Below are 21,956 nucleotides of genomic sequence, written 5' to 3'. Positions count from 1 at the left end.
CCTTCGGTACGTCGTCGGCCCGGTGCGCGCCGCCGCGGGCCCCCGGCCGTGAAGGCGACGGTCAGGGCCGCGGCGTGAGACCTTCGAGCAGCAGATTCAGCGCGTGGTGCGCGTCCAGGGTCCGGGCAGCGGACGCGGAGCGGCCGAGCGTGTGGACGGCCAGGGTGATGCCGGTGAGCAGCGCCACGAGCTGGCCGGCGGTGAGGTCCTCACGGATCGCGCCGAGCTCCTGGGCGGGCCGCAGCAGCAGATCCGCCGCCGACACCAGCAGCGACTCACCCCACTCGGTGTTGGCGACGGGGTCGGTCTCACGGAGCCCCTGCGCGAGCAGTCCGGCGAGGACTGCCTGCGCCTCGACTCCCAGATCGACGAACTGGGGCAGCCAGTTCAGGAGTGCCGCCGCCGGCTCGTCGCGCTGCGCCAACTCCGTTGCCATGGAGGCCAGTCGCGCGACGCGACCGCGGTAGACGCCCTCGAACAGATGCATTCTGCTCGGGAAGTGCCGGTAGAGGGTGGCGGGCGCGACCCCGGCCTCCTTGGCGATCTCGTCGAGGGTGACGTCGGGCCCCTCGCGTTCGATCAGGGTCTGGGCCGCCGCCAGGATGCGATCGATGTTCCGCCGGGAGTCGGCGCGACGTGCGCGTTTGCGTACCGGTACCGGTGCTGCGGACTCGTCCGGCAATCTCCGCTCCCCACTCTTGCGATGCGACTGCGGGCAGCCTACTGTGACGGCCAAGTGAGAGTTTACTCCCATTTAACGGCTGGTGACCTCGTACCTTGAGGAGGAACCCGATGCCTGCTCCGGAAAGCCCGCGGCGGGTGCACGACGCTGCCGCGGCGGCCGGCGAAGTGCGCGACACATCCGTCGGCAAGGCGCTCGCCGTGCTCGACACCCTGTCCGGTTCGCGGAAGTCGTTGGGCGTCTCGGAGATCGCCGCCCGCACCGGGATGGCCAAGTCGACCGTCCACCGGCTGCTGAGCGCGATGATCGAGCACGGCTATGTGGCCAAGGAAGGCGAGCGGTATCTGCTCGCCGAGCGCGTCTTCGAGCTGGGCAGCCGGGTGCAGGTCGGCGCCGCGAAGGACCTGCGCGAACTGGCCTCTCCCTATCTGGCCGAATTGTTCGCCCTCACCCGGCAGACCATTCATCTCGCCATTCTCAGCGGTGCGGACATCCTGTACATCGACAAAGTCTCCGGGCTGGGCGCGCCGAAAATGGACACGCGTATCGGCGGACGCAGGCCCGCTTATGCCACAGGGCTCGGGAAGGCGCTGCTCGCGTTCGCTCCTTCCCTTCATCTGAGGACCGTTCTCGACGGATCCTTCAAACGGTTCACCGCATACACCATTCCCGACGCCCAGCGGATGAAGCTCTCACTGCTCCGGGTGCGCGAGACCGGTATCGCGACGGATCACGAGGAGTCGTTCCTCGGCGTGGCCTGCCTGGCGGCGCCGATCTGGGCCGCTGATCACAGCCGTGCGGTCGCCGCGGTCTCGCTTTCCTGCCCGGTGCTCGGCCGTACCCCCGCCCGCTACAAGTCGGTGCTCGTCGACACCGCGCAGCAGCTCTCGTCCGCGCTGCATCGCAAGTGACCCAGGGGAGCACGCCGGAACAACTGCTTTCCGTCTGACGGAACAGAATCCTGGCTTTCTTTCGTGCACTCAATACAGTTATGCGCAGGCCCTTCCCTTGTGTGTTTTTCGAGGGCTTCCGCGTCATCCATTGGGAATCGGAGGAATCGCGCGTGAGTTACATCAAAGCGCTCGGTTACATCGGCATAGGTGCGCAAGACCTCGACGCGTGGGAGGACTTCGCGGGCGACATTCTGGGCCTGCACGTCACCCGCGGACGGGACGCCGACGACGTCGAGACGCTGTTTCTGCGGATGGACGCCAGGCACCACCGCATCGCGGTACGCGCCGGGGACGACACGCTGTCCTACGTCGGATGGGAGGTGGCGACCGAGGAAGACCTCGACGCCCAGGTGCGGGACCTGGAGAGCGCCGGGGTCGCCGTCAAGGAGGATCCGCACCTCGCCGACCTGCGCGGAGTCCGCCGACTGGTGCGGTTCGCCGATCCGGCCGGTTTCCAGTTGGAGCTGTTCTACGGCGCCGTCACCGTGTCCTGCGCGTTCGTCTCCCCGACCGGCGTCCGGTTCGTGACGCGCGACGGCAAGGGCAACGACCTCGGGGTCGGCCACATCGTGCTCGTCTCGTCCGTCGTGGACGAGATGGTCGCCTTCTACCGCCAGATCCTCGGTTTCAAGGTGAGCGACTACATCACCTTCAAGCCCCTGGTTCTGACATTCACCCACGTCAATCCCCGGCACCACTCACTCGCGTTCGGTCCCGCGCCGGATGGCAGAAAGCCCTTCATCGACCACTTCATGCTCGAGGTCGACAGCATCGACGGAGTCGGCCGCGCACTGGACCGGGTGCGCGCGAAGGAGATCTCCCTCACCGCGACGCTCGGCCGTCACACGAACGACGAGATGCTCTCGTTCTACATGAAGTCGCCGTCCGGGATCGGGGTGGAGTACGGAACGGCCGGCAAATTGATCGACGACGAGACCTGGACGATCACGAATTGGGACGCCGCCCAGTTCTGGGGCCACGACCGCAATCACACCCACTGACGGTGACGTGTACGCCAAGGAGAACACCATGAACGACTCCCCACGCGCGGTGGACCAGCTCGATGATCTGGTCTCGCTCGAAAGAGGCGAGATCGACCGGCGCATCTTCAGCGACCAGGAGATCTTCGATCTGGAGATGACGCGGATATTCGGCCGGGCCTGGCTCTTCCTGTGCCACGAGACGCAGATCCCCAAGCGCGGCGACTTCTTCGAGGCCCCGATGGGATCGGACAACGTCCTCGTGGTCCGGCAGCGGGACGGCTCGATCCGCGCCTTCCTCAACACCTGTTCGCACCGCGGCAACGCGGTGTGCCGGGCCGAGGAGGGAAACGTCCGCAATTTCATGTGCACATACCACGGGTGGACCTTCGGACTGGACGGCGAACTCATCGGCGTGCCGGGCAAGTCCCTCTTCTACAAGGACAAGCTGGACCTGTCCAAGCACCCGCTGCGCAAGGTGGCACAACTCGACTCCTACCGCGGCTTCGTGTTCGCCACCATGGACGCGGACGCGCCGCCCCTGGAGGAGTACCTCGGAGCGACGGGCCGGCTCGGACTGGACCTGCTCGCCGAGCGCGGCGACATGGAGGCCGTTCCCGGCGTCCAGAAGTTCACCGTCAGGACCAACTGGAAGTTCACCGTCGACAACGTCTTCGACTACTACCACCCGCAGATCACGCACATGTCGGCCTTCGCCGTCGGTCTCATCCCGGCCCCGCCGGACGAGTTCGTCGACGGCGGGGCCCGGACCGAATCCGGCGCCGACCTCGAAGTCCCCTTCCTGCCCAGCGACTTGCACAACGTCGTGATGGTGGGCGAGTACGGGCACGCGATCTCGGGTCCCGACCAGGAGTCGCTGGAGGTGACGGCCGGGGGCCGGGAGCTGTTCGAGTGGCGCTACACACCGCAGACCCAGGCCAAGCTCGGGCGGCACGGAAGCCGGGTGGGCGGCCACCCGCACATCTTCCCGACCGCCTGGGTCACGGCGAACGCCCAGCTCAGTCTGCGGGTGCCGCGCAGCCCCGACGTCACCGAGATCTGGTGGTACTCCTTCCGCGACAAGAACGCCTCGCCGCAGCAGCAGGCCGCCGCGCTGCACGCGCAGATCCACTTCTTCGGGCCCGCCGGAATGCTCGAACAGGAGGACGGCGAGAACTGGGCGCAGTCCACCCTCCAGACCAAGGGCACCAAGAGCCGCGAGATCCCCCAGCTTCTGAAGATGGGTCTCGGCACGTCCGAGGTCGTCAAGGACGACGGCCTCGCCGTCATCGACGCGCCCATCAACGAGCACGCCCAGTTGTGGACCTACCACTCCTGGCGCGAGTGGCTCCGCAACCCCACGTGGGAGGGGCTGCGCGAGAGCACGGTTCCCCACGACCGCTACTAGGCCCAGGAGCCCGCGATGACGACCCACGCCGTACCCGCAGCGCGTGCCGTACCCGCCGCGCACGCCGTCGACCTCGGCACGCTGCTGCGGCAGCACGAGGTCGAGCAGTTCTACTCCTACGAGTCGGCCCTGCTCGACGCCCACCAGTACGAGGAGTGGGTCGGCCTCTTCACCGAGGACACCCACTACTTCATGCCGCTGCGCCGGACGATGACCAGGCGGCAGTTGCATCTGGAATTCACCAAGCCCGGCGAGATGGCCTACTTCGACGAGGACAAGCAGTTCCTCCGGACGCGGGCCAAGAAGTTCGCCACCGGGACCTCGTGGGCCGAGGACCCGCCGTCCCGTACCCGGCACCTCATCACCAACGTCCGGGTGACCGAGGACAGCGGCGACGAACTCGTGGTGCAGAGCAATTTCCTGCTCTACCGCACCCGGCTCAAGAGCGACACCGACCAGTGGGTCGGCCGGCGCGAGGACACGCTGCGGCGTACGGAGAACGGGCTCGCGATCGCCAAGCGGTTCGTCTACCTCGACCAGACGGTGCTCCAGTCCGGCAACCTCAGCAACTTCTTCTGACCCCAACCCGCCCCCCGCGCGCCGTCCCGCGCCTACCGAAAGGTGCAGCAATGCCGTGGATCCGTGCCTGTTCCGTCGACGAACTCGACGACGGTGACGCACTCCAGATGCCGACGGTGCCGCCCGTCGCCGTGTTCAGGGCAGACGGCGAGTTCTTCGCCCTGAACGACACCTGTACGCACGGCCAGTCCTCGCTGGCCGACGGGTACGTGGACGGCGGCCAGGTCGAATGCGCCTGGCACTTCGCGAAGTTCGACCTCAGGACCGGTTCCGTGCTGTCGCCGCCCGCGTCCCTCCCGCTGTGCACCTACCAGGTGAAGCTGGACGGCGACGAGGTCATGGTCGAGATACCGGAGCGGAGTTGAGCACGTCGGCCATGCCCGGTCGGAGCTGCGTCATCGTCGGGGCCAGCGCCGCCGGAGTCTCCGCGGCCGTGGCCCTGCGCGGCCACGGCTACCGGGGCACCGTCACGCTGGTCGACGCGGACCCCAACCTCCCCTACGAACGGCCGCCGTTGTCGAAAGGGCTGCTCGACGGGGAGTCGGCCGGTCTCGTGCCCATCCAGCCCCCGTCGGTCTACCAGGACCTCGACATCGCGCTGCGGCTCGGCGAACGCGTCGTCGGCATCGATCCGGCCGCGCTCGCCGTACGGCTGAGCGGCGGCGACGTCCTCGGCTGCGGGCGGCTGGTGCTGGCGACCGGTGTCGCGGCGCGCCACCTCACCACGCCCGGCGCCGACGCCGACAACGTCCTGTCGCTCCGGGACGCCGCCGACGCGGTACGGCTCCACGCGCGGCTGGCCCGCGGCGGCCCGCTGGTCATCATCGGCGCGGGCTTCATCGGCCTCGAACTCGCCGCCGTCGCCCGTCGGCGCGGCATCGAGGTGACCGTGGTCGAAGCGCAGCCGTATCCGCTGGCCTCCGTGCTCGGACCGGCGGTGGCGGACCTGATGACGCGGCTGCACCGCGACCACGGGGTGCGGTTGCTGACCGGCGTCACGGTCACGGAATTCCTCGGCTCCCCGGCGGGCGTGGAGGCGGTGCGCCTGTCGGACGGACAGCGCGTACCGGCCGCCACGGTCGTCGTCGGGATCGGCGTACGGCCGCGGACGGAACTGGCCCGTACGGCGCGTATCGACGTCGACGACTGGGGCATCCCCGTCAACGAGTTCGGCCAGACCAGCCGGGCCTGGATCTACGCGACCGGCGATGTCGCGAGCCAGCCGCACCCGCACCTGACCGCCCGCGGCCGGCTAGAGCACTGGGAGGCGGCGCAGCGGCACGGTACGGCGGTGGGCAGCACGATCGCCGGCAGCCCGGTGCGGTACACCGCGCCGCCCTACGCGTGGTCGGACCAGTACGACACCACGTTGCAGATCATCGGACGGCCCCGGCGCAGCGACGACTTCGTCCTCCGGGAGGGCGCCGTACCCGACCGGTTCCTCGCCTTCTGGCTGCGTCACGGCCGGATCGCGGCGGCAGCGGGCATGGGCGCCGCCCGCGAGGTCGGCGTGGTGAAGCGGCTCATCGCGGGAAACGTGCCGGTCGACAGCCGACTGCTGTCCGACCCCGGCCTCGACCTGCGCGGAACACTCAAACAGCACCTCGTGAGAAAGAGCGCGCAATGACGACCGTCACCTCAGAGATCACCCACGACTCCACCTACCGGCTGGTCGACACCGCCGACTACCAGATCCAGATCAACGAAGCCGGTGACGGCGATCCCGTGTTCCTGATCCACGGCACCGGGCCCGGCGCCACCGGCTGGTCGAACTTCGAGGCCAACATCCGCGCACTCGCCGCCGACTTCCGGTGCGTCGCGGTGACGATGCCGGGCTGGGGCGACTCCAACCCGCAGAGCGTGGCGACCGGACGCGACCAGGGCGCGGCCGTCACGCAGTTGATGGACGCCATGGGCATCGACCGCGCCGCCTTCGTCGGGAACTCCATGGGCGGCGCGATCGGGATGGTCATGGCCACCGAGCACCCCGAGCGGGTCTCGCACCTGGTGACCATGGGCTCGGGCATCTGGGGCGTCAACGTGATGGCGCCGAACGGGATGTCCGAAGGCATCCGGATCATCTTCGACACCTACGAGGACCCCACACCGGAGAACTTCCAGAAGCTGGTCGAGGTGATGTGCTTCGATCCGGCCCACGCCACCCGCGAGTTGGCCGAGGAGCGTTCGCGCACCGCCGTGAGCAGGCCGGAGCACCTGCGCAACTGGCTGGAGGTGATGCGCGCGGGCGTCGGCGCGACCGGCTTCGCGGAGGCGGGGGAGAAGATGGCGCGGTCCGACGTGCCGACGCTGATCATCCACGGCCGGGACGACCGTACGGTGCACTACGAGACCAGCCTGCGCGCGCACGCGGTCATCCCGGACTCCCGGCTGCTGATGTTCGGCCGCTGCGGCCACTGGGCGCAGCTCGAACACGCCACCGAGTTCAACGCCACGGTCAAGCACTTCCTGGAACATCACTGATGGCCGCCGGACAGGGGCGTCTCGTCGGGCTGTCGGTGCTGGTGACAGGCGGCGGCTCGGGGCTCGGCCGGGCCGTCGTCGACCGCTTCGTCGCCGAGGGCGCGACGGCCACGGTGCTCGAACGGTCGCCGGAGAAACTGGACAGCCTGCGGGAGGCGCACGGCGACCGCGTACGCGGCGTACGCGGTGACGTCACCTCGGGAGCGGACAACGCCGCCGCCGTCGAAGCGGCCGTGTCGGCCTTTGGAGGACTCGACACGTTCGTCGGCAACGCGGGCCTGTGGGACTTCGGCCGGGCGGCGCTCGACATGTCGATGGCCGAACTGGAGAGCGGCTACGAGGAATTGTTCGGCGTGAACGTCAAGGGCTACCTGCTCGGCGCCCGGGCGGCGGCCCAGGCGCTCGCCGAGCGGCGGGGATCGATGATCTTCACCCTGTCCAACGCCGCCCTGTACCCCCGCGGCGGTGGCGTGCTCTACACCGCGTCCAAACACGCCGGAGTCGGACTGGTCGCGCAGTTGGCGTACGAACTCGCGCCGCGTGTGCGGGTGAACGCCGTCGCGCCGGGCGGGATGGCGACCGATCTGCGCGGGCCGCGGGCCATGGCGCTGGGCGACACCTCCATCAGCGACATGCTGCCGACCGGCGACCAGCTCCGTCGGTACTCCGCCCTCGACCTGGCCCCCAGCGCTGAGGACTACGTCGCCCCGTACATCCTGCTCGCCTCGCGCGAGGAGTCCGCGACCGTGACCGGCGCGGTCCTCGACGTGAGCGCCGTGGGCACCCCGCGCCGCCCCGACCCCGCGCCGTAACGCTGTCCCGCGCGCCGTCCCACCGCTCCCGGCGGTGACGTGTTTCGGCCGCGTTCCCCCAGGCAGAACGTATTGCTGGCCGCTCACCTGGCCGAATCACATACTCCGGTCACCGGTCGCTCGCCGAGCGGCCCGCCCTCCGCTCGCAGGTGCCGACACCGCGGCGGGGATGGCCCCAGGGGCGTTCATGACATGAGGAGAGGCAGTGCGATGACGCACAGCGAAACACACCACCAGGAAAGACCGCGCGTCGAGAGACCCGTCCGTACCCGCGGGAGAAATCCCCTGATCGCCGTGGCCGCGCTGCTCGGCTTCACCTCGTCAGCCGTGACCTTCATGCTGACCCCGCTGCTTCCCGTGTTGCAGCGCGAGTTCCACCTGACGGTCGGCGACGTCGCGTGGGTGCTCACCCTGCTGCTGATAGGCGGCGGCGTCAGCACGATCCTGCTGCCGCGACTGGCGGACGTGCTCGGCGACCGCGGAGCCGCGACACTGGGCGCGGCGCTCCTCGCGGCCGGCATGCTCGTGCCGGGGATCTCGCACACCTTCCCCGCGATGCTGATCGGCGCGGCGGTCATGGGACTCGGCTCCGCCGCCGGTCAGCTCGGCGTCGGCGTCCTGCGCCGCCACCTGGCGGGCTCCTCGGTGCACACCGCGGTGATCGTCAGCCAGGTCGCACAGGCCGTAGGGGCCGGAGTCGGGCTCGTCGCCGGCGGGCTGGCGCTGAGCCGGGTCTCGATGCAGGACTTCTTCCTGGGGGCGACCGTCGTGTACGTCGTGGTGGGGATCTGCGTCTGGGCCGTCATCCCGTCGAGTTCCCGCGACGCCGCGGCCGCGTTCGGCATCGGGAATGTGATCGGCCTGGTCGCCTGGATCGTCCTGCTGCTCTACGGCATCAAGACGGCCGGATCCGACGGCATCTCGTCGGCCAAGGCGATCGGTTTCGCCGCCGCCGGTCTCGGGGGCGGGGCCGTGTGGGTGACCCTGGAGAAGCGGTCGAAGACCCCGGTGTTCCATCTGGCGCTCCTGAGATCCGGGACCGTCGCCCGCACGGTCGTGGCGGGCTTCACGATCGGCATGGCGATCCAGTCGGTCACCTTCCTCATCCCGTTCTACGTCCAGACGCCCTCCGCCGCGGGATACGGCCTCGGGTACGACGCCCTGGACACCGGGCTGTTGCTGCTGCCCTACTCACTGCTCGGTGCGCTCGCCGGTATCGGCGCGGGCGTCCTCGGCGCTCGTACCAGGCCGCTGCTGGTGGCGGGGGTCGGCGCGACCTGTCACTGCGCCGCCGCGCTGACCCTGATCCTGGCCATGTCCGGGGGCGCCTCCGTGGCGTCGTTCCTGGTCGCCGCGTGCGTCTACGGCGTCGGCAGCGGCCTGGTGGGCGTCGGACTGTTCAGCTCCATCCAGAGCAGCGTCCGCGCGGAACTCACCGGAATGGGGATCGGCATGATCGGCATCATCATGACGATCTCCGGCGCGCTCGGCCCGGCGATCTATTCGAGCATCCTCCAGTCGAAGAGTGTCGCCGCCATCCCCGGGGTGCCGGCCGAGGACCGGTTCCGGATCTGTCTGCTCGTCGCGGGCTGCTGCGATGTCCTGGTCGCCTTCATCTGCTACTCCGCCCGCCGCGGACGGGTGCCCGCGTCCGCGCAGCCGTCCGTCGGCGCACCGGCCGACCAACTGACCTCCTGAGCGAGGGGCCGGGCCGGGCGACGCTGCCGCCCGGCCCGGCCGGTCACCACCGCGTCGGATGCGCGGCGAAAAGGCACCGACGACAACCTCTGCCAATCATTCGGTCGTCGCCACCGGACCTCCGGTGGCCCCTGTTCTGTTGGGTGGCACACCACCATGGTTTCTTCCCGATCATCCACACGCCCTCACGGGGGCGGCGCGCCCCGTCGGCCGGCCGCGGCCGACGAGGCCGCCGTCGCCGCCGCGGTGGCCCGGCTCATCGACGCCGCGGCGCGCGGCGTGCCCTGCGCACCGGTCCGCGACCTGATCGGCGCGGACGACCTGCCGAGCGCCTACGCCGTACAGGCCGCCGTCGCCGCGCACCGCCTGCGGGCCGGCGCCCGCGTCGTGGGGCGCAAGATCGGCCTCACCTCACCGGCGGTCCAGGAGCAACTCGGCGTCGACCAGCCGGACTTCGGCGTCCTCTTCGACGACATGGCGTTCCTCGGCGGGGACACCGTCCCGATCGACCGCGTGACACAGCCGCGGGTCGAGGCCGAGATCGCGTTCATGCTCGGCGACGACCTGACCGAAGGCCCGCTCGACGACGCTCAGGTCCGGGGCGCGATCGCCTGGGGTTCGGCGGCCCTCGAAGTGTGCGGGAGCCGGATCGCCGACTGGGACATCAGCTTCGCGGACACCGTCGCCGACAACGCCTCGGCCGGGGCGTACGTCATCGGCCCGCGGCGGCTCTCGCTCGACGCGTTCAGCCCGGTGGAGCAGCGGATGTCGATGTCGATCGGCGGCGACGAGGTCTCCACCGGCACCGGCGCCGCGTGCCTGGGCGACCCCGTCGCGGCGGTCGTCTGGCTCGCCCGGACCGCGCGGGAATTCGGCGATCCGCTGCGCGCGGGGCAGCTCGTGCTGTCCGGCGCGCTCGGTCCGATGCGTCCCGTCGTCGAAGGCGATGTCGTCGTCGCCCGGCTGTCCGGGCTCGGCGCGGTGCAAGTGCGGTTCGGCAAGGGAGAGCGGGCATGACGAAGACAGCGGGCACGACAAGTACGACAGACGCGACGAAGACAGCGGGCGCGACGCGTACGACAGACGCGACGACGGCAACGAGCGCGACGCGTACGGCAGGTGCGGCCAAGACGAAAGTCGCCGTCATCGGATCGGGCAACATCGGCACCGACCTCATGATCAAGGTGCTGCGCAACGCTCGGCACCTGGAGATGGCGGCCATGGTCGGCATCGACCCCGCCTCCGACGGGCTGGCGCGCGCGGCCCGCCTCGGGGTCGCGACCACCCACGAAGGCGTCGACGGTCTGCTGCGGCTGCCCGGCATCGAGGACATCGCCATCGTCTTCGACGCCACGTCGGCCAAGGCCCACGAAGCGAACTCCGCCAAGTTGGCACCGCTGGGCAAGCGGCTCATCGACCTCACGCCCGCGGCGATCGGGCCGTACGTCGTCCCGGCGGTCAACCTCGACGAGCATCTCGCGGCGCCCAACGTGAACATGGTGACCTGCGGCGGCCAGGCCACCATCCCGGTCGTGGCCGCCATCAGCAGGGTGGTGCCGGTGCCGTACGCGGAGATCGTCGCCTCGATCTCCTCGAAGTCCGCGGGGCCCGGCACCCGGGCGAACATCGACGAGTTCACCGAGACCACGGCCGCCGCGATCGAGCAGGTCGGCGGCGCGCGGCGCGGCAAGGCGATCATCATCCTGAATCCCGCGGAACCGCCGCTCATGATGCGCGACACCGTCTTCGCCCTCGTCCGGGCGCCCGACGCCGAGGACCGGGAACGGATCAGCGCGTCGGTGGAGCGGATGGTCGCCGACGTCGCCGCCTACGTGCCCGGCTACCGCTTGAAGCAGCGGGTGCAGATCGACCGCATTCCGGCCGGACACCCCGTGCACAGCCTGCTGGACGCCGCAGCCGACAGCCCCACCCACCAGGTGTCGGTCTTCCTGGAGGTCGAAGGAGCGGCTCACTACCTCCCGGCCTACGCCGGGAATCTCGACATCATGACCTCGGCGGCCCTCAGGGTCGCCGAGCGGATCGCCGCGGCGAAGGCAGGAGTCTGAGATGTCGGCTGCGATATTCGTACAGGACGTGACACTGCGGGACGGCATGCACGCCGTACGCCACCGCATCACCCCCGAGGACGTGCGACGCATCGTCACCGCCCTCGACGCCGCCGGAGTCGACGCGATCGAGGTGGCGCACGGCGACGGACTCGCCGGCGGATCGGTGAACTACGGTCCCGGATCCCACACCGACTGGGAGTGGATCGAGGCCGCCGCTGACGTCCTGCGGCACGCCCGCCTGACCACCTTGCTGCTCCCGGGCGTCGGAACGATCCACGAGCTGAAGCGGGCATACGAACTCGGTGTGCGATCCGTGCGCATCGCGACGCACTGCACCGAGGCGGACATCTCCGCGCAGCACATCGCCGCGGCGCGCGAACTCGGCATGGACGTCTCGGGCTTCCTGATGCTCTCGCACCTGGCCCCGCCCGAACAGCTCGCGCGGCAGGCCAAGTTGATGGAGTCCTACGGTGCGCAGTGCGTCTACGTCACCGACTCCGGCGGGCGGCTCACGATGGCCGACGTCGCCGCCCGCGTACGGGCCTACCGGGACGTCCTCGACGACGCCACCGAGATCGGCATCCACGCACACGAGAATCTGTCGCTGTCGGTCGCCAATTCCGTCGTCGCGGTCGAGAACGGCGTCCGGCGCGTGGACGCCTCGCTGGCGGGCCACGGCGCGGGAGCGGGCAACTGCCCGCTCGAAGCCTTCATCGCCGTCGCCAACATCTCCGGATACCAGCACCGCTGCGACCTGTTCCGGCTCCAGGACGCCGCCGACGACATCGTCAGGCCCTTGCAGGACCGCCCGGTGCGCGTGGACCGGGAGACCCTGACCCTCGGATACGCCGGTGTGTACTCCTCGTTCCTCCGGCACGCCGAGGCCGCCGCCGCCCGCTACGACGTGGACGTCCGGACCATCCTCATGGAGTGCGGCAGCCGACGCCTGGTCGGCGGCCAGGAGGACATGATCGTCGACATCGCGCTCGACCTGGTGGCGGCCCAGAGCCCGTCCGTCTGAGACGGCCGTGACCGACGCGGGCCCGCATGTGCCCTGCGCGGTGGGAAGCCGGATCGTCGGGGTGGCCGCCGACCGCGCGGGACGCCGCTGCCTGGGCGGCGTGCGGCGCGGCGCGGGCCCACGCAGGAGACGGGCTCCGGCGGTCCCCCGAGAGCGCGCACAGCGGACGCGGACGTCAACGACGGGAAGCGGCGGGCATGGTGCGCGCGGCGGCGGAGGCCGCGGTGCGGTGGGCCGCCCTCGTCGCCCTCCCGGTGGTGCTGATCAGCTCGGCCGGACCGCTGGCCGCCGCTACGGCCGCCCGGTGCGCCGCGCTCGGCGCACCGACCTGTCCCGGCCGTCCGGGCCGTCTCCCCGGTGACTGGTGTCCCCGCCGCCGATAGCCGCCCCCAACACCCGCCCCCAACACCCGCCCCCCACAGCCGCCTTGCGCGATCCCAGGGCGGCCGGTCCCCGGGGATCGCTCCCCGCACGACGTCCCCATTTGCGTGATCGCCGCTCGCCGCGCGCCCCGCGTGCATCCAACCGGGCCTTCGCTGCGGAAAGATCTGCAACGCGGCAGCCGGGCCCGGACGGCCAGGTGTTCGTCGCGCCGGGAGGAGCACGAGTGCGGGACGCGGACGTCGTGATCGTGGGTGCGGGCGCCGCCGGGCTCTCGCTGGCCCACCGGCTGTGCGCGCCCGGGGCCGGCCGGCACCGGCCCACCGTGGTGCTGGTCGACGCACCCTCCGGTCCGCTGCGACCGCCCGAGCGCACCTGGTGCTTCTGGGAGCCGCCCGGCGGCCCGTACGACGCGGTCCTGGCCGCGTCCTGGGGCCGGTTGCGGGTCCGGGGACCCGACGGCTCGGCCACTGTGGCGGATCCCGCGCCGTTCCGCTACAAGATGCTGCGGTCCGGCGCCTTCGAACGGCTGGTGGGCGAGCGCCTGTCGGGACCGGACGGCTGCCGCCGGATCGAGGCGACGGTCGAGTCCGTCCAGGACACGGCCACCGGCGCGCGGGTCTCCGGGCACGACACGGCAGGTCGGCCCCTGGAGGTGAACGCCCGCTGGGTCTTCGACTCCCGCCCGCTCCCACGGCTCCCCGCGGCCCGCACGACGCTGCTCCAGCACTTCAGGGGCTGGTTCGTCCGGACCGCGGACGACGCCTTCGCCCCCGCGGTCGCCGACCTGATGGACTTCCGCACACCGCGGCCCGCGCACGGGCTGTCCTTCGGCTACGTGCTGCCGCTCGGGCCACGGCAGGCGCTCGTGGAGTACACGGAATTCTCCGCCGGGGTCCTGGACACGGCGCGGTACGACGCGGCGCTGCGGCACTACACCGACGACGTGCTGAAGCTCGGCCGGTTCGAGGTGACCGGCGTGGAGCAGGGCGTGATCCCGATGACCGACGGGCGGTTCACCCCGCGCGCCGGACGTTCGGTGTTCCGGATCGGCACGGCGGGCGGCGCGACCCGCGCGTCGACCGGTTACACCTTCGCCGCCGTCCAGCGGCAGACCCAGGCCGTCGCCGACGCCCTCCTGACCGGCGATCCCACGGTCGGCGGCGGGCCGCGCCGCGCCCCGGTACCGCCCTCCCCGCACTCGCGCCGCTCCCGGGCGATGGACGCCGTCATGCTGCGGGCCCTGGACACCGGGCGGGTGGACGGCGCGGACTTCTTCACCGGGCTGTTCCGCCGGGTGCCGACCGAGCGTCTGCTGCGCTTCCTCGACGGCGGCTCAGGACCGGGGGAGGACTTCCTGATCGGCCTGAGCACCCCGGTCGCCCCGATGCTGCGGACCGTGGCCGAACTGCCCTTCCTCCGCAGGCACGTGCCCGGCGAATCTGTCGCCCGCAGACCCGACCCGCCCCCGTCGCGCCCGTGAGCCGCCGCCCCGGCGCGGCCCCCGTCGATGCCGCCCGGCCCCGATGCCGCCCCCCCCAACAGGAAGTCAGTGCCCCATGCCCCTGCTGCGAGACGACGAGTTGTCGTCGGCGTTCGACCACGGCTCCGCCCGCTACGACCGGCTGACCGCGATGAACCCCGGCTACCACGCGCACCTGCGCCGCTCCGCCCGGCGACTGCGGCTGCCGCACGGCGGGGCCGGGCTGCGCCTGCTCGACCTCGGCTGCGGCACCGGCTCCTCGACCGCCGCGCTGCTCGACGCCGCTCCGTACGCCGAGATCACGGCGCTGGACGCCTCCGCCGGGATGCTGGAGCGGGCAGCCGCCAAACGCTGGCCCGCGACCGTCTCCTTCCTCCACGCGCCCGTGGAGAAACTGGCCGAAGGGGGCTTCGTCACCGGGCGGTTCGACGCCGCGTTCGCCGCGTATCTCGTGCGCAACGTCGCCGACCCGGACCTCGTCCTCACCGCCGTCCGTGACCGGCTCCGCCCCGGCGGCCGGCTGGCCGTGCACGAGTACGCGCTCGGCGGGAGCGCCGCGCACCGGGCGGTCTGGGCGGGGGTGTGCAAGGGCGTCGCGCTGCCCGCAGGACGGCTCACCGGCGACGCCGGTCTCTACCGCCACCTCTACACCAGCGTCGTCGCGTTCGACACGGCCGCCGCCCTCGGCGACCGGGTGCGCCGCGCCGGATTCGGCTCCGTCCGTGTCCTGCCGCTGCCCGGCTGGCAGACCGGCATCACCCACACCGTGCTCGGCCGCGTACCCCAGGACCCGCCGCGCGGCGAGCCGGAACAGGGGTCTCCCCACCCGCCCCGAAATCTGGCCCAGCAGCAGCCCCGGCGTCAGCCCCGGAACCAGCACGGCGACCCGCGGTGACCGGGCGCCCCGCCGCGCCCCGCCGTGGCCGCGACCGGCGCGCCCGGACGATCCCCGCGCCGCCCGGCCGCCCCCGCTTCGGCGCCGACGCCCCCGAGGTCGCCGTCATCGGAGGCGGTATCGCCGGGCTCGCCGCCGCCACCGGCCTGGCGGAGCGCGGCGCCCGGGTCACCTTGTACGAGCGCGAGCACAGCCTCGGCGGACGATTGGCCGGCTGGTCCACCGACTTGGCCGACGGCTCACCGGTCACCATGAGCCGCGGCTTCCACGCCTTCTTCCGCCAGTACTACAACCTGCGCGGCCTGCTCCGCCGCGCCGACCCTTCCCTCGGCGTGCTCACCGCGCTGCCCGACTACCCGCTGCGGCACAGCAATGGCCTGTACGACAGCTTCGCGCGCGTTCCGCGCACCCCGCCGTGGAGCGCCCTCGGCTTCGTCGCCCTCAGCCCCGCCTTCGGCTGGCGGGATCTGCTCCGGATGAACCCGGCCGCCGCCCTGCCCCTGCTGGACGTGCGCGTGCCTCAGGTCTACGCACGCCTCGACACGGTCAGCGCCGCCGACTTCCTGGCCCGTATCCGCTTCCCCGACGCCGCGCAGCATCTCGCCTTCGAGGTGTTCTCCCGCAGCTTCTTCGCCGACCCGCGCGAACTCTCGGCCGCGGAGCTCGTCCTGATGTTCCACATCTACTTCCTCGGCTCCAGCGAGGGCCTGCTCTTCGATGTCCCCGACGAGCCGTACCCCCAGGCGCTCTGGGAGCCGCTCGGCCGTTACCTGGAAGGCCACGGCGCGGACGTGCGCACCGGCACCGAAGTGAGCGAGGCCGGGTCGTCGGGGCCCGACGGCCCGACGGTCACCGCCGACGGCAGGACGCGGCGCTTCGACGCCCTCGTCCTCGCCCTGGACAGCGGCGGGCTGCGCCGCCTGGCCGCCGCCTCGCCCGGTTTGTGCGACGCGCCGTGGCGGGAGCGGGCCGAACGGCTGCGCACCGCGCCGCCGTTCCTCGTTTCCCGGCTCTGGCTGGACCGCCCGGTCGCCGCCGACCGGCCGGGTTTCCTCGGCACCAGCGGCTTCGGCCCACTCGACAACATCAGCGTGCTGGAGCGCTGGGAGGGCGAGGCGGCGCGCTGGGCGGCCAGGACCGGCGGCTCGGTGGTCGAACTGCACGCGTACGCCTACGCTTCCGACGACCGGCCCGCCGCCCAGGACCGGCTGGTGCGGCAGATGGACCGGGTGTACCCGGAGACGGCGCACGCCTCGATCGTCGACCAGCGGCACGAATGGCGCGCGGACTGCCCGTTGTTCCCGGTGGGCGGCTTCCACGACCGCCCCACCGTCCGCACCCCGCACCCGACCGTCACGGTGGCGGGCGACGCGGTCCGCACCGACCTCCCGGTCGCCCTCATGGAACGCGCGGCGACCACCGGCTTCCTGGCCGCCAACGCCCTGTTGGAGCGGTGGGGCGTGCGCGGCCAGACGCTCTGGACGGTCCCGGAGCGGGGCCGCTCGGCCGTACTGCGGGCGCTGGCGTCCCTCGGGGACACGTGACGGGCCGCGCGCCGTCAGCCCGGGAAGCGGCCGGCGGCGCGCAGCGCCCACCGCCGCTCCGCGTACGCCAGGTCGTCGCGCCACAGCCGTCCGGCGGTCCCGCGCATCAGCGGACGCAGCACCGGGGCGGCGGCCCGCGCGACCGCGAACCCGCGGCGGTCCGACGCGGCGACCACCGCCTCCACCACCGCGGTCCGCGGACGCCCCGACCGGTCGGGGCCGAGCGGCGTGGCGTGCGTCTCGACCACGGAACCCCGCCCCTCGCCCTCGGTGATGTGCATGACCACGGTCCTGGGCTCCGGCGCCGTGAACACCGCGCGCACCGGCACCACCGCCCGCCCGGCGACCTTGAAGGACACGTCCACCGCGAAGGCGTCGTGCGCCGCGTCGGCATCGCCAGTGGGCGTGCCGACCACCGTGAGGTCCACGAACGAGTACGGGTGCAGCCATCCGCCGTGCCACGGGTCGAGCCGGTTGGCGACCACGTCCTCCGGTTCGCACACCCCGAAACCCGTGTAGACAGCCGCCAGGGCGCGCGCGGGCTCCGGCCGGACCGGCACCAGCGGGGCGGCCGTCGGCTCCTCGCCGCCCACCCCGTCCAGCCGCACCCAGACCAGCAGCCCGTCGTCGTACACGGGGTACGGCTCCCAGCCCGCGAAGGGCGCGCCCTTGAGGGACAGGCCGTGCCAGTGGCAGATCAGCGTCCCGCAGCGCACGGAGCTGTCCTTGAGCGGCGCGCCCAGGTGCGGGCAGGCGCCGGGGCCGCCGCGCAGCGTGCCCGCCGCGTCCCGCCACAGCACCACCTCGGTGCCGCCGACGGTCCTGCCGTACGGGCGGCCGTCCTTGACGGCGCGGGAGCCGCCGACGACGAACCAGTTGCCGGACGGCCGCGCCAGGGCCCGCTTCAGGGCGTCGCCGATCAGCCGCGGCGCCGCGTCGCGCCAGGTCGGCGGCTGCTGCGCCCAGCCGGCCGGGTCGCGGCGCAGCCGCAGCGGAAAGCGGCCGGGCCGGTGGTCGGTCACGACATGTTCTCCTTCTCCCAGCGGGACCACGACGGGCCCACCGACGACGGCCGTTCACGCGGCGGTTGACGTGACCGCCCGTGCGTCCGCCCCGCCTGCCCTCGGTCCTCCGGCTCTGGTGCCGTCGCGCCGCCCCGGGCGCGAAGCCGCGCCGCGCCCAGCCGGACCAGCCCGTCGAGCGCCACCGCCGCGCGCCGCTCGCGCGGTACCACCGCACGGCGGTGCAGGACCGCGTACCCGTCGTCCTCGATCGCGTCCAGGATCCCGCCGTAGAGGACGAGAGCGGTACGGATACACGGCCTGGCCACCGGGTCGAGCATCGGCAGACCGGGCGCCGCCTCCCGGTAGACGCCCCGGGTCAGTTCGGCGGCGGCCCGCAGCGCCTCGGTGATCCGCGCGTCGCGGGCGCCGGTCGTCCGGCTCCACAGCAGCAGGCCGCGGTCCACCCCGTGCGCGGCGAGCAGGTCCGCGGGCAGGTAGACCCGGCCCCGGTCCAGGTCCTCGCCGACATCCCGCAGGAAGTTGCTGAGCTGGAAGGCGACACCGAGTGCCGCGGCGTGCGGGGCGGCCTCCGCGCGCGGGACCACCGTGCCCAGCACCGGCAGCATCTGGAGGCCGATCACCGCAGCCGACCCGTGCATGTAGCCGCGCAGGTCCGCGTACGTCGGATAGTCGCGCACTTCGAGGTCGCTGCGCATCGCCGCCATGAAGTCGGTGAAGTGCCGGTGGTCGATGTCGTACACGGCGGCCGTGTGCGCGAGCGCCCGCACCACCGGCTCCCTGCTGTTCCCGTGCCGCAGCCCGGCCGCCAGCTCCTCCTGGAGCGCGTCGAGCGCGGCGGCCCGCTCCTGGAGGGTCCGCGTCCGGTCGAGGCTGTCGACGATGTCGTCGGCCCAGCGGGCGAAGCCGTACAGCGCGTGCACGGCCGGTCGCCGCTCGACCGGGAGCAGCCGGGTGGCGAGGAAGTACGTCTTGCCGTGCCGGGCGTTGAGCTGTCGGCAGCGCGCGTACGCGGCGCGCAGCGCGGGCGCGTCGATTCCGGCCGCGTCGAGCTCGCGCGCGGTCACGCCGGGGTGCCTTCCGTCGCGAGCCGGGTCCGGGCGGGCGGGGACGGCCGCCGCGGGCGCGGCCCGGTGACGCGGGCCGCGGCGAGCTTGCCGGAGATGAGCACGGTCGGCACGCCCACGCCGGGCGTGGTGCCGCAGCCGGCCAGCACCGCGTTCTCGGTGCCGCGCACCAGGTTCCGGGGACGGAACGGGCCGGTCTGCGCGAAGGTGTGGGCCGCGGAGAACGGCGTACCGGCCGCGTGCCCGTCCGCCGTCCAGTCCGCGGGCGTCACCAGGGACTCCTCCTCGATGGCGGCGCCGATCCCGGTCAGGCCGCGCCGCTCCAGCTCGGCGAGGAGGCTGTCGCGGTAACGCGGCGAGAGCTCTCCCCACGCGCGCGCGTCCGGACCGATGGCGGTGTTGGGGCACGGCGCCAGGACGTAGTGCAGGTGCTTGCCGGGCGGGGCCAGTTCCGGGTCGGTCGCCGTCGGCCGGGTGATCAGCAGCGACGGGTCGGACATCAGGGTCCCGGCGCGGGTCAGTTCGTGGAAGGTGTCCTTCCACGCGGCGCCGAAGGAGATCGTGTGGTGCGCCAGCTCCGGCCAGCTGCGGTCGGTGCCCGCGTGCAGGATCACCGCGGAGGGCGAGTGCCGCAGCGGGACCGCCCGGCGCGGGGCCCGGCCGAGCAGCCGGTAGGCGACCGGCAGATCGGGGGTGAGCACCACCGCGTCGCAGGCGATCCTGTCCTGGTCCGTGACGACGGCGGTGATCCGGTCGCCGGACCGCTCCAGCCGGGTGACGTCCTGCCCGTACCGGAAGTCGGCCCCCGCGTCGGCCGCCGCGTCCGCCATCGCCCGCGGCAGCGCGTGCATGCCGCCACGCGGGAAGTAGACGCCCGCGACGGTGTCCATGTAGGCGATCACCGCGTAGGCGGCGAGCGCGCGGGCCGGCGGTACGCCCGCGTACAGCGCCTGGAAGGTGAAGACCCGGCGCAGCCGCTCGTCGGAGACGAAGTCGCCGATGCGGGCGTCGAGTCGGCCGAAGCCGCCGAGCGCCGCGAGCCGGGCCAGGTCCGGGTGGACGAGCTGGAGCGGCGAGTCGAAGTTGGCGTCGATGAACCGCCGCATCTGGACCGCGTAGAGGTCGGTGAGCCAGCGGCGCAGCCGCCGGTAGCCCGCCGCGTCCGCCGGACCGGCGAAGCGTTCGATCTCCGCCTCCATGGCCTCGGCGCCGGTGTGCACGTCGAGGCGGCTGCCGTCGGCGAACAAGGCCCGGTAGGCCGGGTGCAGCGCGATCAGGTCCAGCCGGTCGGTCATCGTCTCGCCGACGGCCGCGAACGCCTCCGCGACCAGGTCGGGCATGGTGAGCACGGTCGGCCCTGTGTCGATCCGGTAGCCGCCCCGCTCGATCCTGCCCGCCCGGCCGCCAGGCAGCGGGGCGCGCTCCACAACCGTCACCCGGCGTCCCGCGCCCAGCAGGTGCAGTGCGGCGGACAGCCCGGACAGCCCGGCCCCGACCACCACGACATGATCGGTGCGTCCCGTCACTGTTCTCATCGGTGGTCTCCTGCGGCAGCGGCTTCCCGCGGGCCCGGTCCGGCGGCTGCCGGCCGGTCCCGCGGGTGCGGGGCGTGGTGTACGGACCGGCCGTCCGGGCGTACGCCCGCGGCGCGTTGGAAGAGGTCGAGGAGCCGGGCCCTGGCAACCGGTCCGACGCGCGTCGCGCCCGCCAGGAACCGGGCGCTGTCGGCGGCCAGTTTCTCGATCCGGTGCTCGACGGCGGCCCGCGCGCCGGTCGCGACGAGCAGGTCCCGTACCCGGTCCAGTTCGCCGTCGGACAACCGCGGGTCGCCGACGGCCGTGTCCAGCAGGGCGAGGGCCTGCCGGTCGTCCGCGGCCTCGGCGCGGTCGCGGGCCACCGCGATCAGGTAGTTGGGCTTCCCGTCGCGGATGTCCTCGCCCGTCGGCTTGCCCGTGTACGCGGGATCGCCGAACACCCCGTGCAGGTCGTCGCGCAACTGGAAGGCGATGCCGGCCTGTCGGCCCGCCGCGCACAGTGCCCGGGTGGTCTCCTCGTCCGCGCGGGCCAGAGCGGCCCCGAGCGCCAGCGGGCGCTCGACGGAGTACAGCGCGCTCTTCAGCCGGGCCGTGCGCAGTGCCCGCGCGGCCGACCGCGCACCGGTGGTCTGCCCGTGCAGATCCAGGTACTGCCCGGCCACCATCTCGGTGCGCATGGCCTGCCACAGCACGCGCACCCTGCGGGAGGTGTCGTCGGGCAGGGCGGTGGCCGCGACGGTGTCGTCGGCCCAGGCCAGCGCCAGGTCGCCGACCAGGACGGCTGCCGCCCGGCCGAAGGGCTCGGCGGGGCCGGAGCGGCGCGCGCAGGGGTACTGCGCGTCGAGGTCGAGATGGACCGCGGGCCGTCCGCGCCGCAGCGCGGAGCCGTCCATCACGTCGTCGTGCACCAGCGCGCAGGTCTGGACGAGTTCCACCGCGGCGGCGATCCGCAGCGCCGCGTGCACCTCCTCGGCGGACCCACCGCCGCCCGCGGCCCGCAGCCCCCACCACAGGAACTGCGACCGGGTGCGCTTGCCGCCGCCCAGGGTGAACCCGGCGACCCGCTCGGCGAGGTCCCGCGCGAAGACCGCGTCGATCGCCGCCGCTGCCGCCACCCGCTCGCCGAGCTCGTGGGCCAGCACCCGCCCGACGTGGTCCGCGACGTCCGCGTCCACGGCCGCGGGGTCCGGCGGGCGGGGGGCAAGGACGCGTGCGGAAGCGTCGTACGGGGCGCCCCGGGCCGCCTGCTCACCGGGGGAGGGGTGCTCGTCCGCCGCGATGCGCCTCATCGACTTCCTCTCCTCGCGTCGTTCGGCTTCGTCTTCCGTCATTCCGTCCGGGACGCC

20 protein-coding genes are annotated in these 21,956 nt (G+C 72.6%); 15 read left to right on the top strand and 5 right to left on the bottom strand.

Features of this window, described 5'->3' with window-relative positions; translation table 11 throughout:
* Positions 1-61 precede the first annotated feature (61 nt).
* On the bottom strand, positions 62-682 hold the full coding sequence (locus tag ACFZBB_RS22840; RefSeq protein ID WP_391125275.1) for a TetR family transcriptional regulator: 621 nt from the start codon (positions 680-682) through the stop codon (positions 62-64).
* A gap of 110 nt (positions 683-792) precedes the next feature.
* Here ACFZBB_RS22840 and ACFZBB_RS22835 point away from each other — a divergent pair, with 110 nt between their 5' ends.
* The 15 genes from ACFZBB_RS22835 (at position 793) to ACFZBB_RS22765 (ending at position 16,986) form a co-directional block, all read left to right on the top strand.
* A complete protein-coding gene (locus ACFZBB_RS22835; protein WP_391125271.1) occupies positions 793-1,593 on the top strand; it encodes an IclR family transcriptional regulator C-terminal domain-containing protein in 801 nt (266 codons plus the stop codon).
* A 152-nt stretch (positions 1,594-1,745) separates the two neighbouring features.
* The gene (locus ACFZBB_RS22830; protein WP_391125268.1) at positions 1,746-2,636 is read left to right on the top strand and encodes a VOC family protein; all 891 of its coding nucleotides are present in this window, start codon (positions 1,746-1,748) and stop codon (positions 2,634-2,636) included.
* A gap of 28 nt (positions 2,637-2,664) precedes the next feature.
* Entirely contained in the window at positions 2,665-4,023 is a 1,359-nt protein-coding gene (locus ACFZBB_RS22825; RefSeq protein WP_391125265.1) for a Rieske 2Fe-2S domain-containing protein, read from the top strand.
* Positions 4,024-4,038: 15 nt separating this feature from the next.
* Positions 4,039-4,602 (top strand): 3-phenylpropionate/cinnamic acid dioxygenase subunit beta, encoded by a 564-nt coding sequence (locus tag ACFZBB_RS22820; protein WP_391125262.1) that lies wholly within the window; start codon positions 4,039-4,041, stop codon positions 4,600-4,602.
* 50 nt (positions 4,603-4,652) lie between these two features.
* Positions 4,653-4,967, top strand: a complete 315-nt coding sequence (locus ACFZBB_RS22815; RefSeq protein WP_391125259.1) for a bifunctional 3-phenylpropionate/cinnamic acid dioxygenase ferredoxin subunit — start codon at positions 4,653-4,655, stop codon at positions 4,965-4,967.
* Positions 4,968-4,978: 11 nt separating this feature from the next.
* Positions 4,979-6,229 carry an FAD-dependent oxidoreductase gene (locus ACFZBB_RS22810; RefSeq protein ID WP_391125256.1) on the top strand — a complete coding sequence of 417 codons (1,251 nt, stop codon included), beginning with the start codon at positions 4,979-4,981 and terminating at the stop codon, positions 6,227-6,229.
* A complete protein-coding gene (locus tag ACFZBB_RS22805; protein ID WP_391125253.1) occupies positions 6,226-7,083 on the top strand; it encodes an alpha/beta fold hydrolase in 858 nt (285 codons plus the stop codon). Before ACFZBB_RS22810 ends, ACFZBB_RS22805 begins: the two co-directional genes overlap by 4 nt.
* Positions 7,083-7,895 carry a 3-(cis-5,6-dihydroxycyclohexa-1,3-dien-1-yl)propanoate dehydrogenase gene (gene hcaB / locus ACFZBB_RS22800; protein WP_391125250.1) on the top strand — a complete coding sequence of 271 codons (813 nt, stop codon included), beginning with the start codon at positions 7,083-7,085 and terminating at the stop codon, positions 7,893-7,895. The genes ACFZBB_RS22805 and hcaB overlap by 1 nt, the downstream gene beginning before the upstream one ends.
* A 210-nt stretch (positions 7,896-8,105) precedes the next feature.
* A complete protein-coding gene (locus ACFZBB_RS22795) occupies positions 8,106-9,593 on the top strand; it encodes an MFS transporter (protein WP_391125247.1) in 1,488 nt (495 codons plus the stop codon).
* 156 nt (positions 9,594-9,749) lie between these two features.
* The gene (locus tag ACFZBB_RS22790; protein ID WP_391125244.1) at positions 9,750-10,610 is read left to right on the top strand and encodes a fumarylacetoacetate hydrolase family protein; all 861 of its coding nucleotides are present in this window, start codon (positions 9,750-9,752) and stop codon (positions 10,608-10,610) included.
* The gene (locus ACFZBB_RS22785; RefSeq protein ID WP_391125241.1) at positions 10,607-11,659 is read left to right on the top strand and encodes an acetaldehyde dehydrogenase (acetylating); all 1,053 of its coding nucleotides are present in this window, start codon (positions 10,607-10,609) and stop codon (positions 11,657-11,659) included. The genes ACFZBB_RS22790 and ACFZBB_RS22785 overlap by 4 nt, the downstream gene beginning before the upstream one ends.
* 1 nt (position 11,660) lies before the next feature.
* A complete protein-coding gene (dmpG, locus tag ACFZBB_RS22780) occupies positions 11,661-12,683 on the top strand; it encodes a 4-hydroxy-2-oxovalerate aldolase (RefSeq protein WP_391125238.1) in 1,023 nt (340 codons plus the stop codon).
* Between the two features lie 607 nt (positions 12,684-13,290).
* Positions 13,291-14,547, top strand: coding sequence for a lycopene cyclase family protein (locus ACFZBB_RS22775; RefSeq protein ID WP_391125235.1), 1,257 nt, complete (start codon positions 13,291-13,293; stop codon positions 14,545-14,547).
* 76 nt (positions 14,548-14,623) lie between these two features.
* Positions 14,624-15,442, top strand: coding sequence for a class I SAM-dependent methyltransferase (locus tag ACFZBB_RS22770; protein WP_391125232.1), 819 nt, complete (start codon positions 14,624-14,626; stop codon positions 15,440-15,442).
* Positions 15,439-16,986 (top strand): FAD-dependent oxidoreductase, encoded by a 1,548-nt coding sequence (locus ACFZBB_RS22765; RefSeq protein WP_391125228.1) that lies wholly within the window; start codon positions 15,439-15,441, stop codon positions 16,984-16,986. The genes ACFZBB_RS22770 and ACFZBB_RS22765 overlap by 4 nt, the downstream gene beginning before the upstream one ends.
* A gap of 14 nt (positions 16,987-17,000) precedes the next feature.
* Here the strand turns inward: ACFZBB_RS22765 and ACFZBB_RS22760 are convergent, their stop codons facing one another.
* Genes ACFZBB_RS22760 through ACFZBB_RS22745 form a run of 4 tightly spaced genes read right to left on the bottom strand, consistent with a single transcriptional unit; the run spans position 17,001 to position 21,899 of the window.
* Entirely contained in the window at positions 17,001-18,008 is a 1,008-nt protein-coding gene (locus tag ACFZBB_RS22760; RefSeq protein WP_391125225.1) for a DUF5914 domain-containing protein, read from the bottom strand.
* Positions 18,005-19,075, bottom strand: a complete 1,071-nt coding sequence (locus ACFZBB_RS22755) for a squalene/phytoene synthase family protein (RefSeq protein WP_391125222.1) — start codon at positions 19,073-19,075, stop codon at positions 18,005-18,007. Before ACFZBB_RS22755 ends, ACFZBB_RS22760 begins: the two co-directional genes overlap by 4 nt.
* Positions 19,072-20,610, bottom strand: a complete 1,539-nt coding sequence (locus ACFZBB_RS22750; RefSeq protein ID WP_391125219.1) for a phytoene desaturase family protein — start codon at positions 20,608-20,610, stop codon at positions 19,072-19,074. The genes ACFZBB_RS22755 and ACFZBB_RS22750 overlap by 4 nt, the downstream gene beginning before the upstream one ends.
* Positions 20,607-21,899 carry a polyprenyl synthetase family protein gene (locus ACFZBB_RS22745; protein WP_391125216.1) on the bottom strand — a complete coding sequence of 431 codons (1,293 nt, stop codon included), beginning with the start codon at positions 21,897-21,899 and terminating at the stop codon, positions 20,607-20,609. The genes ACFZBB_RS22750 and ACFZBB_RS22745 overlap by 4 nt, the downstream gene beginning before the upstream one ends.
* Positions 21,900-21,956: the final 57 nt, after the last annotated feature.

The organism is Streptomyces sp. NPDC008139, assembly GCF_042957025.1.
Taxonomy (GTDB): Bacteria; Actinomycetota; Actinomycetes; order Streptomycetales; family Streptomycetaceae; genus Actinacidiphila.
This window is presented reverse-complemented; position numbering and strand designations above follow the sequence as displayed.

What these genes read in the sequence shown, in the direction of transcription:
- ACFZBB_RS22805 (WP_391125253.1), top strand. Translation starts at nt 6,226, where the DNA reads ATGACGACCGTCACCTCAGAGATCACCCACGACTCCACCTACCGGCTG.
- ACFZBB_RS22835 (WP_391125271.1), top strand. Translation starts at nt 793, where the DNA reads ATGCCTGCTCCGGAAAGCCCGCGGCGGGTGCACGACGCTGCCGCGGCG.
- ACFZBB_RS22795 (WP_391125247.1), top strand. Translation starts at nt 8,106, where the DNA reads ATGACGCACAGCGAAACACACCACCAGGAAAGACCGCGCGTCGAGAGA.
- ACFZBB_RS22785 (WP_391125241.1), top strand. Translation starts at nt 10,607, where the DNA reads ATGACGAAGACAGCGGGCACGACAAGTACGACAGACGCGACGAAGACA.
- ACFZBB_RS22825 (WP_391125265.1), top strand. Translation starts at nt 2,665, where the DNA reads ATGAACGACTCCCCACGCGCGGTGGACCAGCTCGATGATCTGGTCTCG.
- ACFZBB_RS22810 (WP_391125256.1), top strand. Translation starts at nt 4,979, where the DNA reads ATGCCCGGTCGGAGCTGCGTCATCGTCGGGGCCAGCGCCGCCGGAGTC.
- ACFZBB_RS22790 (WP_391125244.1), top strand. Translation starts at nt 9,750, where the DNA reads ATGGTTTCTTCCCGATCATCCACACGCCCTCACGGGGGCGGCGCGCCC.
- ACFZBB_RS22820 (WP_391125262.1), top strand. Translation starts at nt 4,039, where the DNA reads ATGACGACCCACGCCGTACCCGCAGCGCGTGCCGTACCCGCCGCGCAC.
- ACFZBB_RS22750 (WP_391125219.1), bottom strand. Translation starts at nt 20,610, where the DNA reads ATGAGAACAGTGACGGGACGCACCGATCATGTCGTGGTGGTCGGGGCC.
- dmpG (WP_391125238.1), top strand. Translation starts at nt 11,661, where the DNA reads ATGTCGGCTGCGATATTCGTACAGGACGTGACACTGCGGGACGGCATG.
- ACFZBB_RS22770 (WP_391125232.1), top strand. Translation starts at nt 14,624, where the DNA reads ATGCCCCTGCTGCGAGACGACGAGTTGTCGTCGGCGTTCGACCACGGC.
- hcaB (WP_391125250.1), top strand. Translation starts at nt 7,083, where the DNA reads ATGGCCGCCGGACAGGGGCGTCTCGTCGGGCTGTCGGTGCTGGTGACA.
- ACFZBB_RS22815 (WP_391125259.1), top strand. Translation starts at nt 4,653, where the DNA reads ATGCCGTGGATCCGTGCCTGTTCCGTCGACGAACTCGACGACGGTGAC.
- ACFZBB_RS22745 (WP_391125216.1), bottom strand. Translation starts at nt 21,899, where the DNA reads ATGAGGCGCATCGCGGCGGACGAGCACCCCTCCCCCGGTGAGCAGGCG.